This is a genomic window from Streptomyces sp. CB09001, assembly GCF_003369795.1.
GTDB lineage: Bacteria > Actinomycetota > Actinomycetes > Streptomycetales > Streptomycetaceae > Streptomyces.
In genome coordinates, this window is record NZ_CP026730.1 from 2,963,482 (window position 1) to 2,979,813 (window position 16,332).

General features: G+C 72.3%; 12 protein-coding genes. All 12 read left to right on the forward strand.

The window, feature by feature from the left end; all coding sequences use genetic code 11:
• Window positions 1-306 precede the first annotated feature (306 nt).
• Window positions 307-4,233, forward strand: coding sequence for a type I polyketide synthase (locus C4J65_RS13475; protein ID WP_162833166.1), 3,927 nt, complete (start codon window positions 307-309; stop codon window positions 4,231-4,233).
• Window positions 4,234-4,437: 204 nt separating this feature from the next.
• Window positions 4,438-5,067, forward strand: coding sequence for a TetR/AcrR family transcriptional regulator (locus C4J65_RS13480; RefSeq protein ID WP_115742639.1), 630 nt, complete (start codon window positions 4,438-4,440; stop codon window positions 5,065-5,067).
• Between the two features lie 264 nt (window positions 5,068-5,331).
• Entirely contained in the window at window positions 5,332-6,531 is a 1,200-nt protein-coding gene (locus tag C4J65_RS13485) for an MFS transporter (RefSeq protein WP_162833167.1), read from the forward strand.
• 28 nt (window positions 6,532-6,559) lie between these two features.
• Window positions 6,560-6,865 carry a putative quinol monooxygenase gene (locus tag C4J65_RS13490; RefSeq protein WP_115742641.1) on the forward strand — a complete coding sequence of 102 codons (306 nt, stop codon included), beginning with the start codon at window positions 6,560-6,562 and terminating at the stop codon, window positions 6,863-6,865.
• Between the two features lie 116 nt (window positions 6,866-6,981).
• Complete coding sequence (locus C4J65_RS13495) at window positions 6,982-7,809, forward strand: cyclase family protein (RefSeq protein WP_115742642.1); 828 nt, start codon at window positions 6,982-6,984, stop codon at window positions 7,807-7,809.
• Between the two features lie 16 nt (window positions 7,810-7,825).
• On the forward strand, window positions 7,826-9,019 hold the full coding sequence (locus tag C4J65_RS13500) for an acyl-CoA dehydrogenase family protein (protein ID WP_162833168.1): 1,194 nt from the start codon (window positions 7,826-7,828) through the stop codon (window positions 9,017-9,019).
• Window positions 9,012-9,752, forward strand: a complete 741-nt coding sequence (locus C4J65_RS13505; protein ID WP_115742644.1) for an SDR family oxidoreductase — start codon at window positions 9,012-9,014, stop codon at window positions 9,750-9,752. Before C4J65_RS13500 ends, C4J65_RS13505 begins: the two co-directional genes overlap by 8 nt.
• The gene (locus C4J65_RS13510; RefSeq protein WP_115742645.1) at window positions 9,749-10,594 is read left to right on the forward strand and encodes a class I SAM-dependent methyltransferase; all 846 of its coding nucleotides are present in this window, start codon (window positions 9,749-9,751) and stop codon (window positions 10,592-10,594) included. The genes C4J65_RS13505 and C4J65_RS13510 overlap by 4 nt, the downstream gene beginning before the upstream one ends.
• Complete coding sequence (locus C4J65_RS13515; RefSeq protein ID WP_115742646.1) at window positions 10,591-11,460, forward strand: menaquinone biosynthesis protein; 870 nt, start codon at window positions 10,591-10,593, stop codon at window positions 11,458-11,460. The genes C4J65_RS13510 and C4J65_RS13515 overlap by 4 nt, the downstream gene beginning before the upstream one ends.
• Complete coding sequence (locus C4J65_RS13520) at window positions 11,457-13,487, forward strand: CoA transferase (RefSeq protein ID WP_162833169.1); 2,031 nt, start codon at window positions 11,457-11,459, stop codon at window positions 13,485-13,487. Before C4J65_RS13515 ends, C4J65_RS13520 begins: the two co-directional genes overlap by 4 nt.
• Window positions 13,484-15,154 (forward strand): class I adenylate-forming enzyme family protein, encoded by a 1,671-nt coding sequence (locus tag C4J65_RS13525; protein ID WP_115742648.1) that lies wholly within the window; start codon window positions 13,484-13,486, stop codon window positions 15,152-15,154. Before C4J65_RS13520 ends, C4J65_RS13525 begins: the two co-directional genes overlap by 4 nt.
• Window positions 15,151-16,254, forward strand: coding sequence for an NADH:flavin oxidoreductase/NADH oxidase (locus C4J65_RS13530; RefSeq protein ID WP_115742649.1), 1,104 nt, complete (start codon window positions 15,151-15,153; stop codon window positions 16,252-16,254). Before C4J65_RS13525 ends, C4J65_RS13530 begins: the two co-directional genes overlap by 4 nt.
• Window positions 16,255-16,332 lie beyond the last annotated feature (78 nt).

Here is a 16,332-nt window from a genome sequence, read left to right on the forward strand (position 1 = left end):
CTCATCGCTCGTACAGCCGAACCGCAGCGAACCGCCGCAGCACCAGCATGCGTTGACTCCAGGCCACCTTATGACCGTGGTCGCAGATTAGTCTAGAGTCTTAGTTAGTACTCTGGAGCAACTTCCCCCTGTGCACACGCGCACCACTCGATTGCGCCACTGGCCATTTTCGAGTCAATCCTTGCATCAGGAACTAATGCTGGCCTGGGGTCCACATTTGGACTACGCTCCCTCCGTTGGCGCTGCCGGGGCGGCGCCACCTGCGTGTTCTTCGACGACACCTGGAATCCATAGGGGGGATTTGACGTGGGCATAGGCAGAGAAGGCACGATCATCGCGGTGGTGGGCATGGGGTGCCGTTTTCCTCAGGCCGACAGCGTTGAGGAGTACTGGTCCAACCTGGTCGGGAACCGGGACTGCGTGACACCCGTCCCGCCCGAGCGCTTCGACGTCGAGGCCTTCTACGCGCCTCAGCCGGGCACACCCGGACGGACGGTCAGCCGGTACGGCGGCTTCCTGGACGACCCCTTCGCCTTCGACCCGGGGTTCTTCGAGATCTCTCCGGCGGAGGCGGCCAGCATGGACCCCCAGCACCGGCTGCTGCTTCCCGTGGTGCGGGAGGCGCTGGAAGGCGCGGGCATCCGCCCGAGCGCGCTCGCGGGAACGACGACGGGCGTGTACATGGGCCAGGCCACCGCCGACTACGCGCACGACAGCCGCATCGAGACCCACGACCTGCACGAGGCCACCGGAAGCCACATCCGGGCCATGGGCTCCGGCCGGGTCTCCTACGACCTGGACCTCCGCGGGCCGAGCCTGACGGTCGACACCGCCTGCTCCTCCTCGCTGGTGGCCGTGCACATGGCCCGGCAGGGGCTGCTCACCGGGGAGACCGATCTCGCCATCGCCGGTGGCGTCAACCTCATCCTGTCGCCGCTCGACGCGGTGGCCTACTCGCAGGCCGCGATGCTCTCGCCGGAGGGACGCTGCAAGTTCGGCGACACCGCCGCGAACGGCTTCGTGCGCAGCGAGGGCGTCGGCATCGTGGTGCTGGCCCGGCTGAGCGACGCCCAGAAGGCCGGCTACCCCGTCCTGGCGCTGCTTCCGGGCAGCGCGGTCACCAACGACGGACGCGACAGCGGGTCACTGATCAAGCCTGCGGAGTCGGGCCAGGTCACCTTGATAGAGCGGGCGTGCCGGGACGCGGGCATCACCCCGGAGGAGCTCGACTACGTCGAGGCGCACGGAACGGGGACACCGGTCGGTGACGCGGTGGAGCTGCGGGCCCTGGCCGCCCTCGCCCGGCGGCGCGGTCCGGAACGCGGTCCGCTCCGGACCGGGTCGGTGAAGACCAACATCGGGCACACCGAGGCGGCCGCGGGGATCGCCGGGTTGATGAAGGCGGTTCTGATCGCCCACCACGGCGTCGTTCCCGGCTCGCTGCACCTGCGGGAACCGCAGTCCGCGCTGACCGACTCGGACGGGACGGTGCAAGTCGTCGCCGCCAACCACGCGTTGGCCGCCGAGGCCGAGCACACACTGGTCGGAGTCAGTTCCTTCGGACTGTCCGGCACCAACGCACACGTCGTGGTCGCCGGGGCCGAGGAGGAGGAGACCCGCGCGCCGCACGGCCGCACGGAGCTCCCGCCGGCCAGGCCGGCCCATCTGCTCGTGCTCAGCGCACGGTCCCGTACGGCGCTGCTGCGCCTGGCGGGCGACTACGCCGGCTTCCTCGCGCCGGGCGGCCCGGGCAACGAGCTGCCACTGTGGGACATCTGCGCGACGGCCGCACTCCACCGCGACGCGCACCCCTACCGGCTGTGGGCCACCGGCACGGACCACGAGGACCTGGCGGAGGCGCTCCGGACCCTGGCACAGGGCGGGGACACCGAACGGGCGGGCCTGGGGGAAGCGGGCTTCGGGGCCGCCAGGCGGACCGTGTTCGTCTTCCCCGGGCAAGGGTCGCAATGGGCCGGCATGGGGCAGTCCCTGTGGGGTTCCACGCCCGCGTTCGAGACGGCGATCACCGCGTGCGACGCGGTCGTCCGGGCCGAGACGGGCCGTTCGGTGACCGCAGCCCTCGCCGACGGGACCATCGGTGACGACGTCGCCGAGGTCCAGCCGATCCTGTGGGCCATGGAGGTGGCGCTCGCCGCCACCTGGCAGGACATGGGCGTCGACCCGGCGGTGTGTGTCGGCCACAGCATGGGCGAGGTCGCGGCGGCGGCGGTCACCGGCGCCCTGCCGCTCGCGGACGCCGCCGCGGTCATCTGCCGCCGCAGCGCACTGATGCGCCGCACCGTGGGGCAGGGCGCGATGATGTCGGCGGACGTCTCGGCCGAGCAGGCCGCGGACCTCGTCGCCGCCGAGAGGAACGTGTGCGTCGCCGCCGAGAACGCGCCCTCGTCCACGATCCTGGCGGGAGACGCCGCCGCCCTGCGCCGCATCGGCCGGCGCCTGGACCGGTCCGGGATCTTCCACCGGATCGTCCGTGTCAACGTCGCGTCCCACTCACCCGCCATGGATCCGATCCGTGACGACCTGCTCGCCGCGCTGGCCGGCCTCACACCCCGGGACGGCACCGTCCCGCTCTACTCCACCGCCCGCGACACCCTCCTGCCGGGGTCCGAACTGGACGCCGGGTACTGGATGGAGAACCTGCGGCAACCCGTGCGGTTCCTCGACGGGATACGGCACCTGGTGAAGGAGGGGGACCACGTCTTCGTGGAGGTCAGCCCGCACGCCGTTCTCCAGATGGCCGTCGACGACATCGCACGGGAGGCGGGTGCCGCTTCCGGGGTCGTCGCCTCCACGACGCGGAAGTCGCGCGAGGAGCCGCTCGCCCTGGCCCGGTCCCTGGGCGCGTTCTTCGCCATGGGCGGGACGGTCGACTGGGAACGCTGGTTCAGGGGGGAGGCACGGCAGGTGCCGCTGCCGCGCTACTCGTGGGAGCGCGAGGTCCTGCGCCGGGAACCGGCCGCTCCCCTCGCTCCGGCCGGGGCCGGCGGCCGGGTCACCGACGTCACGGCGAACCTGACCGACGCGACCGTGAGCCTGCACGGTTTCGAGGCCATTCCGCCGGTGGTCCATCTGGCCACGCTCCACGAAGCGGTGAGCGCCACGGCCGGCCGGTCCACCGTCACGCTGGAGCAGGCCGAGGTCAAGGAACCGATCGAACCGCCGGCCGGAGGCGAAACGACTCTGCGCGTCCGGGTCGCGGCCACACCCGGCGGGACGGTGGCCACGGTCCACCCGGCGCACGACACCACGCGAACGGCACTGACCGCCCGCGTCCGCGTCGAAGGCGAACCGGCCGTCGAGCAGCGGCACTCGCTGACGCGGCTGGACGCGGCCCTCGCCCGGTGCCGCACCCCGCGCACGTCGGCACAGTTCGCGGAGGATCTCGCCGACCGCGGATACACCGTCGGCTCCCGTGTACGCACCCTGCAGCGCCTGTGGCGGCGCGACGGCGAGGCCGTCGCGCTGGTCGCGAGCCCGCAGGGCTCACCGCACGTCGCCTGGGAGAGCTGCCTGCTGGTGCTCCTCGCCTGCGTGCCGGACCACGCGTACACCGTCACGTCCTTCGAGCGGGTCCGGTTCCACCGCCCGCTCACCGGTGACGTGTGGGTACGCGCACTCGTGACGCCCAGGGACTCCGGCCGGACCGCCGTGGCCCACGTGTGGGTGCTCGACTCGCAGGGGCGGCCGGTGGCCGATTTCGGCGGCATCGAGCTGCGTCGCGCCGCCTCCCCGCTCCGCGGCAGCGCCCCCGACGGACTCGGCCTCGCCCGCATAATCCGCAGGCCGGCCCGACGCCTGGTGGCGGCGACCCGCATGCTGCGCGGGCCACGTCCCGCGCAGGCCGCCCTCGCCGTGGGGATCCCCTCGCCACGCGCCGGCGAGGAGCGGTCGCCGCTCGCGGACACCGGTGACACCAGGGCCACCGGGGTCGGAGACACAGGGGTTGGGGACACCGGGGTCGGAGACACAGGGGTCGGGGACACAGGAGACCTGTTCCTGGCCCAGATCTCGCAGGTTCTGCGGCTCCCCGTCGAGCGTCTGGACCTGCGCCGTTCGCTGCGGGACTACGGGATCGACTCCTTGAGCGCGGCCAAACTGCGCGTCGGTTTCCGGCACGTCACCGACCGGGACATCGCGCTCTCCCGCCTGCTCAGCGACAGCGCCCTGAAGGAACTGGTCTCGGAGGCGAGCTCCCTCCAGCCCACCGTCTGAGTCGCGGACCGCCCGGGTCGCGGGCACGAGGCCGGGTGCGTGAGCACCCCGACCTTGGTAAACCCCAGGTCAATACTGCACTACTCATCATTCATGGATCGTGATACAAGTGAACATGATGCAAGTGCGCAGCCGGGGCGCGCGACACCGTGACCCGCGGCAGCCGGACCGTGCACGCCGTCCCGTGCGCTACTGGAGTTGAAGATGGTCGAGACGATTTCTCCCACCGCGGCGCAACCACAGGGGCGCCGGGAGCGCAACAAGATGCGCGTCAAGAACGGCATCTACGAAGCCGCCCTGGAGCTGTTCACCCAGCAGGGCTACGACCAGACCACAGTCGAAGAGATCGCCGAAAGGGCCGACGTCGCGCGCGGCACCTTCTTCAACCACTTCCAGCGCAAGGAAGACATCATCGGCGAGTGGAGTGAGCGGCGGCGGGTCCTGTTGCGGGAGGGGCTGGACCCGGAAGGGATCGAGAACCCCGAAGGTGCCGACATCCGGCACACCCTGTCGCGCTGCATGAGCATCCTCGCGCAGATCACCCTCGTCAACTCGGCCCAGACCAAGGCCCTGCTGAGCGCCTGGGTCCGCGCGGGGGCGCCCCTGCACGAGGAGCCGCACACCGCTCACCTGTTCAGCCGCTTCATCGAGGCGGGGCGGGCGAGTGGCGGCATCCCCGAGAGCGTCGACTCCGAGCTGGCGGGCCACCTGCTGCGCGACGTCTACCTCGGCACCCTGTTCCGGTGGGCACGCAAGCCCGCCGGCCAGGGCGACCTGGAGGCCGAACTGCAGGCCGCCTGCACCGCCCTGCTGGACGGGCTCGCCCCCCGCTGAACAGACACCCCCGCACACCGCCTCCGGAGCCCCGGGCCGACGCCGACGTCGCCCCGGGGCTCCGCCGTTCCCGCGTCCCGACCGGGCCCGCGAGGGGTAAGGTCTCAGCCAACCCGCACCCTCCTGAGTCATCTGGATTGACTGCTATGGATAAGATCTCTTATGGTCGACAGGAATCATCCGACAGATCGCATCCATATACCTCAGACAAGGAGGAGCTCCGTGTCCGACCACCGTTCAGGCGCCCGTCCGAGCGCAGTGGCCATGACTGTGGGGCTGACCCTGCTGGCCCTCAACCTTCGGCCCGCCGTCGGCAGCGTTTCCCCCCTGCTCGACGACATCCAGGAGTCCGTTGGACTGTCCGACTCGGCGGTGAGCGTTCTCACGACACTGCCGGTCGTGTGCCTGGGTGTCTTCGCCGCCGTGTCCCCCGCCCTGTCCCGCCGCTTGGGTACCCCCCGCGCCCTGGTGCTCGGCTTCCTCTTCCTGATCGCCGGAATCCTCGTCCGGCTCGACGAAGCCGCCTGGGCGCTCTTCCTCGGTACCGCTCTGGCGGGCGCCGGCCTCGCCATCGGCAACGTGCTGATGCCGGCCGTCATCAAGAGCGTCTTCCCCGACCGGGTGCGCCTGTACACCGGCATCGGCACCGCGGTGCTCAGCGCCGGCGCCGCACTGGCGGCGGGCGTGGCCGTCCCCCTGCGCAACGCCACCGACAGCTGGAGCGGCTCGCTCGCCCTGTGGGTCGTCCCCGCGGCACTCGGCCTCATCGTGTGGCTGCCGCTCGCCCGCCGTAGCGAGCGTCCCGCTCCCGCCGCCGGCTCCACGGCCCGCGGGTCCCTGCTGGGCGACGCCATGGCCTGGCAGGTCACCGGATACCTGGCCCTGCGCGCCCTCGCCTACTTCACCGCACTGGGCTGGCTGCCCACGATCCTCGCCGACCTCGGGCACAGCAACGCCGCCTCGGGAGCGCTGCTCTCGGTGGCCATGCTGGTGAGTGTTCCCGGAGCGCTCTTCGCCCCGATCCTCGTCGGCCGCAAGGGCACCGCCCCCATGGTCGTCGCCATCGCCGTCGGTGGCGCGATCAGCCTGCTGGGTCTGCTCTGGGTGCCGGGAATCGCCGCCCTGTGGGTCGTGATCCTCGGCGTCACCCTGGGGGCGGGCCACGCCATGGCCCTCACCTTCATCGGGCTCCGGTCCCCCAACCCCCAGGTCGCGGCCCAGCTGTCGGGCATGGTGCAGACCATCGGCTACCTCGTCGGCGGTATCGCGGGCCCGCTTCTGCTGGGCCTGCTGCACGGCGCCACCGACGGATGGACCGTCTCCCTCGTCCTGCTGGCCGCGTTCACGCTGCCCGAGCTGATCCTCGGCCTGTGCTCGGGCCGCGGCCGGGCCGTGCGTCCGCGCTTCCGCCAGACCAGTGCCACGCCGCAGCAGACGACCACACCGCCCGTGCTCGTCGACTGACCGTCCCGCATACCCAAGGAGGAACCCCATGTACCACGTTGCCGTCGCCTTCGACGTACAGCCCGACCGGCACGAGGACTTCATCGCCGCCTGCCACGCCGACGCCCGCGACTCCGCCGTGGACGAGCCGTTCACCCAGCGGTTCGAGCTGGTGAAGGACGAGAACGACCCCAACCGGTTCTACCTGGACGAGGTGTACGACGACGCGGCCGCCTTCGACAAGCACATGGCCGGTCCGCACTTCGCGAAGTTCTTCGAGCGGATCGGGGACATCGCCGAAGGCCCCACCTGGCTGATCCGCGGCACCCGGGTCGTGGACCCCACCGCGTCCTGACCCGTTCACAACCGGCGGTCGGCCAAGCCGAGAGGGCTCACGAGCCTCCGCGCCCACGCCGACCGCCGTACCCGTTTCCGCGCTTCCGCCCATCGCATCCCAAGGAGCATCCTGTTATGTGCAGCCCCAAGGTCATGGAGCAGGTCTACGGAGAGGCCGGCCACGACTGCGCCGGTCACAGCGCCGGCTCCGAGGACGAGCGGCAGACGACCGGGCGGCCGAGCGGCGGCAGCCCACTCATCAGGGGGAGCCGCGTCAGCGATCTGACGCACACCTTCGGCAACGACTTCCCCGTGCTGGAGCCGATCGTCCTCAAGCCGAACATCGATCACTTCGCCGATGTGGCCGGCGAGGGGTTCAACGCGAACAAGCTGGAGATCGACGAGCACACCGGCACCCACGTGGACGGTCCCGCGCATCTCGAGGACGGTCCGATGTACACCGACGAGATCCCGATCGACCGCTTCATCGCCCCCCTCTGCGTCATCCGCATCGCGGACCGTGCCGCGAAGGACCACGACACCACCCTCACCGCGGACGACGTCCTCAGGTACGAGAGCCGCCACGGCCGGATCCCGCAGGGCGCCCTGGTCGTCATGGACTCGGGCTGGTGCGACCGGATCAACACCCCCGGCGCCTACATCAACCGCGACGCCACGGGCGCGGCCCACTTCCCCGGCCTGGGCTTCGACGCCGCTGAGCTGCTGGTCCACGAGCGGGCGGTCAACGCCGCCGGCACCGACACCCCCAGCCTCGACGCCTCGAAGAACCTCCAGGTGGACGACCCGGGGGCGCACCGCATCGTCCTGGGAGACATGCGCTACGGGGTGGAGAACATCGCGAACCTGGCCACCGTGCCGGAGTTCGGCGCCACCGCGGTGATCGGGCTCATCAAGCACCGCAAGGGCTTCGCCGGACCGTGCCGTGTGTTCGGCATCCACTGACGGGGCGGGCACACAGGTGACGGCCACCGCACCGCACCGCCCGACGGCCGCCGAACCGTCGCCACCGCGGCGGACGGCTTCCGGGACAGACCTGCTGAACGCCGTTCCGGCCACGCTCTCGGCCGCCGGGCGCGGGGCGGACGCCGCGGACCGCGACGGCCGGCTCGCACCGGAGACGATCGCGTCGCTGACGGCCGCCGGGTTCCACCGGCTCTTCGTGCCACCCGAACGGGGCGGTGCGGGCGGCGGCTTCGCCACCCTGGTCACCGCGGTCGCCGCGGTCGGCGAGGGCTGCGCGTCCGCCGCCTGGGTCGCGGCCGTCTTCGCCAACTTCGGCCGGCTCGCCGGGTTCCTGCCCCCCGAGGGCCGGCGCGGGATATGGGGCGACGGTCCGGACGTCCGTCTGGTCGGTGCCGTGGCGCCCACCGGGCGCGCCCGGCCGGGCCCGGGAGGGTGGCTTCTCTCCGGAAGCTGGCGGTACGTCAGCGGGGCCGCCTTCTCCCACTGGGCCCTGCTCGCCGGGAGGACGGCCGAGGACGGCGGCGAGGGCGTGCGGTTCTTCGCCGTGCCCCGCCACGCGTACGAGATCACCGGCACGTGGTCGGCCCCGGGCATGCGCGGCACGGGCAGTGACACGGTCCGGGTCGACGAGGCCTTCGTCGCGCGGGAGCTGTCCTTCCCCCGACGGCTGGCCGCCGACGGTGCGGTCGCGGCGCACCCCTGGCTGACCGTGCCGTCCGCGGCGGTGACCCCCCTGTGCTTCGTGGCGCCGGCCCTGGGAGCCGCGACCGCGGCCCTGGCCGCCTGGGCCCAGCGGCTTCGGGACGCACCGACCAGGTCCACGGACGCCGCGCGCGTCGCGCTGGCCCGGTCCATGGGCGAAGTGGACGCCGCCCGCCTCCTCGTCGACCGGGCGGCCGCCACCGCCGACCGCGGCCGCGTCGGCCGCACCGACGCGCTGCGCAACGCACGCGACGCGGCCCTGGCGATGGAGCTGATCTCCACAGCCGTCTCCCGGCTGTACCGGCTGGTCGGAACCAGCGGCCAGTCGGAACCCCGGTTTCAGCGTCCTTGGCGCGACATCACCACCGCGGCCGGCCACGCCCTGCTGGACTTCGAAGCCGCCGGCCGCACCTACGCAGAGCAGTTGACCACTTCCCCGGGCGCACCCCACGGCGCCCGACGAGACGCGAGGAGCCATCGTGAGTGACACGGAATCGAGCAGGACGGAACGGCCCTGTGCACTGATCACGGGAGCCAACAAGGGGCTGGGCCGCGAGGTGGCACGCCAACTGGGACTGCGCGGCATGACCGTACTCGCGGGCGCCCGTGACCGCTCCCGGGGCACTCGGGCCGTGGAGGAACTGCGGCAGTCCGGGATCGACGCCCACTTCATCCACCTCGACGTCGACGACGAGTCGTCCGTGTCGGCCGCCGCCGACCGCATCGCGCGCGAACTCGGCCGTCTCGACGTGCTCGTCAACAACGCGGGCGTCGTCGAGGACGACATCGCGCCCAGCGCGACGACGTCCACGCTGGCCGAACGGATCTACCGCACCAACGTGTTCGGCGTGATCGCGACGACCCACGCCATGCTGCCCCTGCTGCGCGAGTCGGACGCCGGCCGGATCGTCAACCTCTCCAGCAGACTCGGTTCGCTGGCCAAGGCCGCCGACTTCGCCGCCCCCCACCGCGCGCTGCTCGCGTACAACTCCTCGAAGGCGGCGCTCAACTCGCTGACCCTGCACTACGCCCGCGAGTTCGCCGGAAGCCCCCTGAAGGTCAACTCCGCGACGCCCGGCTATGTGGCGACCGATCTGAACGGCCACCGGGGCACCCGCACGGTCGAGGAGGGCGCACGGGTGGTCGTGACCCTGGCCACCCTGGACAAGGACGGACCGACCGGTGGCTTCTTCGACGAGGACGGACCGGTGGCCTGGTGACCGGAGCGACGAACGACGCCCCCGGGAGGAGGACGGCGGGCGAACGCTACGGCGAGACCCTCTTCGTCCGGGACACCCCGGAGCACCGGCGCCTGCGGCTCCTGGGCGAGGTCTTCGACCCGCTCTCCATACGGACGCTGGACGCCATCGGCGTGCGCCCCGGCATGCGCTGCCTGGAAATCGGGGCCGGCGGCGGTTCCATGGCGCGGTGGCTGTGCGGACGGGCCGCGCCGGCCCAGGTCGTGGCCACGGACCTCGACATCTCCCCGCTCGTGGCCCAGCCGGAGGAGAACCTCCTGCCGTTGGTCCACGACGTGACCCTGGACGACTTTCCCGCGCACTCCTTCGACCTGGTCCACGCCCGCTTCGTACTCAACCATCTTCCCGAACGGGACGAGGTGCTCAGGCGGATCGTGCGGTGGCTGCGGCCCGGCGGTGTCCTGGTGGTCGAGTCGTTCTCGTGGTTCCCCGTGGACGGTTCCCCGGACGCCGGGTACCGCAAGGTGCTGCTCCGGTGGAGCGAGCTGCTGCGGGACACCATCGGAACCGACAGCAGGTGGGCCCGCAACTACCCCTCCGCCCTCGCACACCACGGCCTGCGCGACCTCGGCGCGAACACGGTCACCCAGCACGTCAGAGGAGGCAGCGACCTCGCCGACTTCTGGCGGCTCACCGTCGGCATGTCCAAGGAACAGCTCCTCGGCAAGGGCTATCTCTCCGCGAAGGAGTACGAGGAGTTCGCCGCGCGGATGCGGAACGTGGACTTCTGGGACCTGGCACCGGCCCTCACCCAGGCGTGGGGGCGGAAGGCGTGGGGGCGGAAGGCGTGGGGGCGGAAATGACCGCTGTCCGGCCCCGCCTCGGCCACATCTCGTTCCTGAACAGCTACCCGCTCCTGTGGTCACTGCGCAGGACGGGTGTCCTGCCCACGGTGTCGCTGCACATCGACACCCCGGACAAGCTGAGCGACGACCTGGTGGCGGGCCGGCTCGACGCGGGTCCGATCACCGTGGCCGAGTACCTCCGCCACCACGACCGCCTGCTCCTGCTCCCCGGCCTCGCCATCGGCTGCGACGGCCCGGTGCTCTCCTGCAACATCGTCAGCAAGGTGCCGTTGCGGGACCTGCACGAGCGCCCGGTCGGTCTCGGCACCACAAGCCGCACCACGGTGCTCCTGGCCCAACTGCTCCTGGAGGAGCACCTGGGAGTCCGCCCCCGCTACACCCCGTGCGTCCCGACGCTCTCCGCCATGCTGCGCCATGCCGATGCCGGTGTGCTCATCGGGGACGTGGCGCTGCGCGCCCGCCTGGCGGACGGGCCGCGTCTCGGCCTCGAGGTCCATGACACCGGCGCGCTGTGGAAGGACTGGACCGGGCTCCCCATGGTCTTCGCGGCGTGGGCCGTACGGCGCGAGTTCGCCGAACGGCATCCGGCCGAGACCGACGCACTGGCGCGCGGACTGCGACTGGCCCGCGCCCACAGCGAGGCCCACCTCGACACCGTCGCACGCGATGTCACCCTGCTCGGCACCACCGTCGCACCGCGTCAGGCCGCCGACTACTTCCGGCACCTGTCGTTCGACCTGACGGCACGGCACCTGGAGGGCATGCGGACGTTCGCCCGCCTCGCGGCCGAACGGGGCGCCGTCCCGGCATGCCCGCCGTTCTCGTTCCTCGGGTCCCCCCGCCCGGTGGGGAGCGACGCATGAACGTGGCACCCGCCGTCGACGGGAGGGCACGCACACACGGCCCGCACGCCGGCCCGCCGACCGCCCCCTCGACCGCCCCGCTGGCCGGTGTCACGGTCGACGGTACGGCCGCGGGACCGGCGGGCGCGGTCGCACTCGACCATCTCCGCGCGCTGGGCGCCAGGCACCGTCCCGGTGTCCGGACCCCGCGGCACGGGGCGACGGAGCACCTCACCGTGCTGCCCGAGGACGGCCTGCCTCCCCTGGTCTGCGAGATACTCCCGTTCCCGGACGCCCCCGGGTCCCGGCTCGGCGAGACGGCCCTCCAGGCCATGGCGGGCCTGATGGCGGTGAACGGCCGGCAAGGAAACGCACCACGCCGCCTGCCGCTGGACTACGTCTCCGCCTGCGCCGGGGTGATCGCGGTGCAGGGGGTACTCGCGGCCCTGATCGCGCGGACGCGTGGAGCGCCGCTGGGACGGATCCGCACGGCCCGTTCGAGCGCGGCGTTGCTGACCGTCTCGCAGTACTTGGCCGCCGAGACCGCCACGGACGGCACGGCGCCGGACGGGACTGGGCCGGACGGGACTGGGCCGGACGGGACTGGGCCGGACGGACCACCGGCACCTCGGCCCACGACCGGGACCGGGACCGGGACCGGGATTGGGACCGAGACCGGCCCGCCGTTCCTCAGCCGGGACGGAGTCTGGTTCGAACTGGAGGCGCTGGACGGTACCCCCTGGCGCGATTTCTGGGCCGCTCTCGGCCTTCGAGGCCGTGAGGTCCCGCTCGGCTGGCGGGCCTTCGTCAACCGCTACTCCGCGGCGACGGCGCCGCTGCCCCCGCTCCTGCACCGGACACTCGGCACCCGCGACTTCACGGACATCGCCGCCGCCGGAGCCCGCAGCGGCCTCAGCGTGTGCCGCATCCGTACGACGGCCGAGCGGTACGCGGAGGAGGAACCGCTCCCGGCGCCATGGAGTCTGCGCGCACCGGGCACGGAGCACACGGCGCACACGAAGCACCCCGGCTCCCGCCCGGCCCCGTGGTCCGCCCCCCACGTTCCTCCGACGGCCGGGCAACCGCTGCGGGGCATCACCGTGGTGGAGGCGACCCGGCGTATCCAGGGCCCGATGGCCGGGCACGTCCTCCAGATGCTCGGCGCGCACGTCGTACGCGTCGAACCCCCGGGCGGCGATCCGCAGCGCGGCGCGGAGCCGGTGGTCGGCGACTGTTCCGCCCGGTTCCTCGCCCTGAACGAGGCCAAGAGCGTGGTCGAGGCCGACCTCAAGACCGCCGAGGGCCGGCGCACGGTCCGGGAGCTGGCCCTGCGGGCCGACGTCTTCCTCCACAACTGGGCGCCGGGCAAGGCCGAGGTCTTCGGCCTCGACGCCGAGACCCTCTGCGCGGCCAACCCCGCCCTGGTGCACGCCCACGCCTCGGGGTGGGGGCCCTCGTCGGCTCCGGACCTCTTCCCCGGTACGGACTTCATGGTCCAGGCCCGGTCCGGTCTGGCCTGGGAGATGGCCGACGGCGCCGACCGGCCCCGGCCGACGCTGATGACGGTGCTCGACATCCTGGGCGGGCTCATATCGGCCGAGGGCGTTCTCGCCGGGCTGCTGGCCCGCGAACTCGGGGGCGGACCCCAGCGGGTGGACACGTCCCTGCTGTCCGCGGCGTCGGTTCTCCAACGCCTGGAAGCAGACCGCGGCCCCTCCGCACCTGCGCATGCGGCGTGGGAGGGCCCCTACCGCACGGCGAAGGGCCACATCGCCCTGTCGCTGCCGGCCGCCGGAGGGCGGAGGCTTCTGGCCACGGCGCTGAACATCCCGGCCACCGGGCCGCAGCCACCCCTGCGTGCCACCGTCGCCGCCCGCCTTCTGACCCGACCGGCCCGGAGCTGGATCGAGGACCTCGGCCGGAACGGGATCGAGGCGGTCCTCGTCCAGCAACACATCTCAGCCGTCGCCCGGGACCCGGCCTTCCGCGCGGACCTCCGTCATGGCGCGTGCGCGCTGGTGGCACCCCCTTGGAGGTTCCTGTCATGACCGTGCAGCTGCCCGACCTCGTCCCTGCCGGACTGCGCCGGCGCTGGAGGGCCGAGGGCGTCTATCCCGGACGCCCGCTGTTCGACCTCTTCCGGGAACGGGCGCGCGAACACCCCGACGCCCACGCCGTGGTGGAGCCGCACGGCACCACCACGTACGCCGGACTCCTGCGCGCCGCCACGGCTCTCGCCGCCGAACTGGACGAGCGGGGCGTTCGCGGAGGTGACGTCGTCGCGGTCAACCTGGCCAACGGATGGCGAGCGCTCGCCGCCGACCTGGCCATCGCGGCGACGGGGGCCGTCAGCCTGCCGTATCCCCTCGGCCGCAGACGTCAGGACACCAGGGCCATCCTGGGGAAGTCCCGCGCCGTCGCGGCACTCATCACCCGTACGGTCGGGGACCAGGACTACGCGCGGACGGTCGACGAGCTCCGGGCGGACCTGCCCGAACTGCGGCACGTGTACGTCGAGGGCCCACGACTGCCCGGCATGCGCGCGCTGGAACCGGTGTGGCACGGCCCGGTCCCGCCGCAGGACCGGCTCCCCCGGGCGTCCCCGGACCCCGACTCGGCCGCGCGCATCATCGTGTCGTCCGGCACGGAGGCGGCGCCCAAACTCGTGGCCTACTCCCACAACGCGCTCGCCGCCAGCCGTGGACGCCTGCTGCTGAACCTGCGCGCCGGCGACCGGGAACCCCTGCGCCTGCTGTGCATGGTCCCGCTGGCCTCCGCCTTCGGTTCGGTCGGCCTGGTCGCACTGTGCGTGCTGGGCGCGACGGTGCTCGTCACCCCCCGCTTCTCCCCCTCGGCGACACTCCGCATGGTCGCCGAACGACGCCCGACCCACCTTCTCGGCGTACCCACGATGTACCAGGAACTCCTCACCGACCCGACGCTGCCGGACACGGACGTGTCCTCGCTGCGCTGCGTCGTCAGCGGCGGTGCACCGCTCCACCCGGAGACCGCCGCGCGGTTGCGGCGCGGCCTGTGCGCCACGGTCACCACCGTGTACGGGTCGGCGGACGGGGTCAACTCCCACACCCGCCCCGGGGATCCCGCGGAGGTCGTGGACACCACGGCGGGGCGCCCGGACCCCTCCATCGTGCGGCTCAGGATCGCCGACGAGCACGGCACCGAGGTCCCCGCCGGCCACACCGGCGAGATCTGGGCGCGCGGCCCCATCACACCCCTGTGCTACGTCAACGACCCCGACCTCAACCGCCGTTACCGCGCCCCGGGCGGTTGGGTGCGCACAGGGGACCTGGGGGCGCTGACCCGCGACGGAAGACTACGGCTCACCGGCCGCAAGAAGGACATCGTGATCAGGGCCGGACTCAACATCAGCCCGGCGGAGGTCGAACTCCACGTCTCGTCCCACCCCGACGTGGCCGGCGCCGTGTGCCGCGGCGTACCGGACACACTGCTCGGCGAGCGCCTCGCGGTCTTCGTGGTCCCGACACCGGGCGCACCGCCTCCGACCCTGCCCGCACTCCACCGTTTCCTCCTCACCGACCGCGGCCTGGAGCGTGCGAAGCTGCCGGAGGTCCTGCGCGTCCTCCCGGCATTTCCGTTGGGCCCGTCGGGAAAAGTGGACCGCGAACGGCTCGACGCCCTCGCCCTCACTCCCGAACCCGGAAATTCCCCACCCTCGAGAGAAGACGCCCCATGAGCGCACTGTTCACCCCTCTCGTCATGCGCTCCCTCGACATACGCAACCGCGTATGGATGGCGCCGATGTGCCAGTACTCCGCCCCCGTCGGCGGAGAGCGGACAGGGGCACCGGGCGACTGGCACTTCACCCACCTCTCGACACGGGCCGTGGGCGGCGCGGGGCTCATCATGACCGAGGGAACAGCCGTGACGGCGGCCGGCCGGATCACCCCGGCGGACCTCGGCCTGTGGAACGACACCCAGCAGGCGGCGTTCCAGCGCATCGCGCAAGGTCTCCGGGCCCTCGGCTCGGTGCCCGCCATCCAGCTGACGCACGCGGGAAGGAAGGCGTCGACCGCCCGCCCCTGGGACGGCGGCACACCACTTCCACCGGAGTACGGAGGGTGGCGCCCGATGGGCCCGAGCCCACTCCCCTACGGCCCGGGCCATCTCGTTCCCGACGAACTGACCGTCCCCGAGATCCGCCGGATCGTCGGCGACTTCGCCCGGGCGGCACGACGCGCCCTGGACGCGGGTTTCCAGGTGGTCGAGGTGCACGGCGCACACGGCTACCTGATCCACCAGTTCCTTTCCCCCTACACCAATCGACGCGGCGACCAGTACGGCGGCTCATTCTCCAACCGGATCCGCTTCGCGCTGGAGGTGGTCGACGCGGTGCGCTCCGTATGGCCGGACGACCTCCCCGTCTTCTTCCGCGCATCGGCCACGGACTGGCTGGAGAGGCCGACCGCCGAGGGCCCGGGCAGCGGCTGGGAGGTCGAGGACACCGTGCGACTCTCCGTCGAGCTCATGGACCACGGCGTGGACCTGCTCGACATCTCCTCCGGAGGGGTGGCCCCCGGGATCAGAAAACCGGTGGCACCCGGCTACCAGGTCCCCTTCGCCACGGCAGTCCGGCACAAGGCCGGCGCCCCGGTCTCCGCCGTCGGCCTCATCACCGACCCGCACCAGGCGGAACACATCGTGGCAACGGGCCAGGCCGACGCGGTGATGCTGGGCCGAGAACTACTCCGCGATCCGTACTGGCCCCACCGGGCGGCACGGGAACTGGATGCCGACCACACCTGGCCAAAGCCATACGAAATGGCCCACCCATGACACCCCCCAAGCCCCCGGGGGACCCGCCCCTCCCCTACAACGCCCCCAGCGGCCGCCGGGGCTCACCCGCTACACTGT

Coding starts and splice junctions, on each gene's coding strand:
- C4J65_RS13480 (WP_115742639.1), top strand. CDS start 4,438: ATGGTCGAGACGATTTCTCCCACCGCGGCGCAACCACAGGGGCGCCGG.
- C4J65_RS13485 (WP_162833167.1), top strand. CDS start 5,332: ATGACTGTGGGGCTGACCCTGCTGGCCCTCAACCTTCGGCCCGCCGTC.
- C4J65_RS13490 (WP_115742641.1), top strand. CDS start 6,560: ATGTACCACGTTGCCGTCGCCTTCGACGTACAGCCCGACCGGCACGAG.
- C4J65_RS13495 (WP_115742642.1), top strand. CDS start 6,982: ATGTGCAGCCCCAAGGTCATGGAGCAGGTCTACGGAGAGGCCGGCCAC.
- C4J65_RS13515 (WP_115742646.1), top strand. CDS start 10,591: ATGACCGCTGTCCGGCCCCGCCTCGGCCACATCTCGTTCCTGAACAGC.
- C4J65_RS13520 (WP_162833169.1), top strand. CDS start 11,457: ATGAACGTGGCACCCGCCGTCGACGGGAGGGCACGCACACACGGCCCG.
- C4J65_RS13525 (WP_115742648.1), top strand. CDS start 13,484: ATGACCGTGCAGCTGCCCGACCTCGTCCCTGCCGGACTGCGCCGGCGC.
- C4J65_RS13530 (WP_115742649.1), top strand. CDS start 15,151: ATGAGCGCACTGTTCACCCCTCTCGTCATGCGCTCCCTCGACATACGC.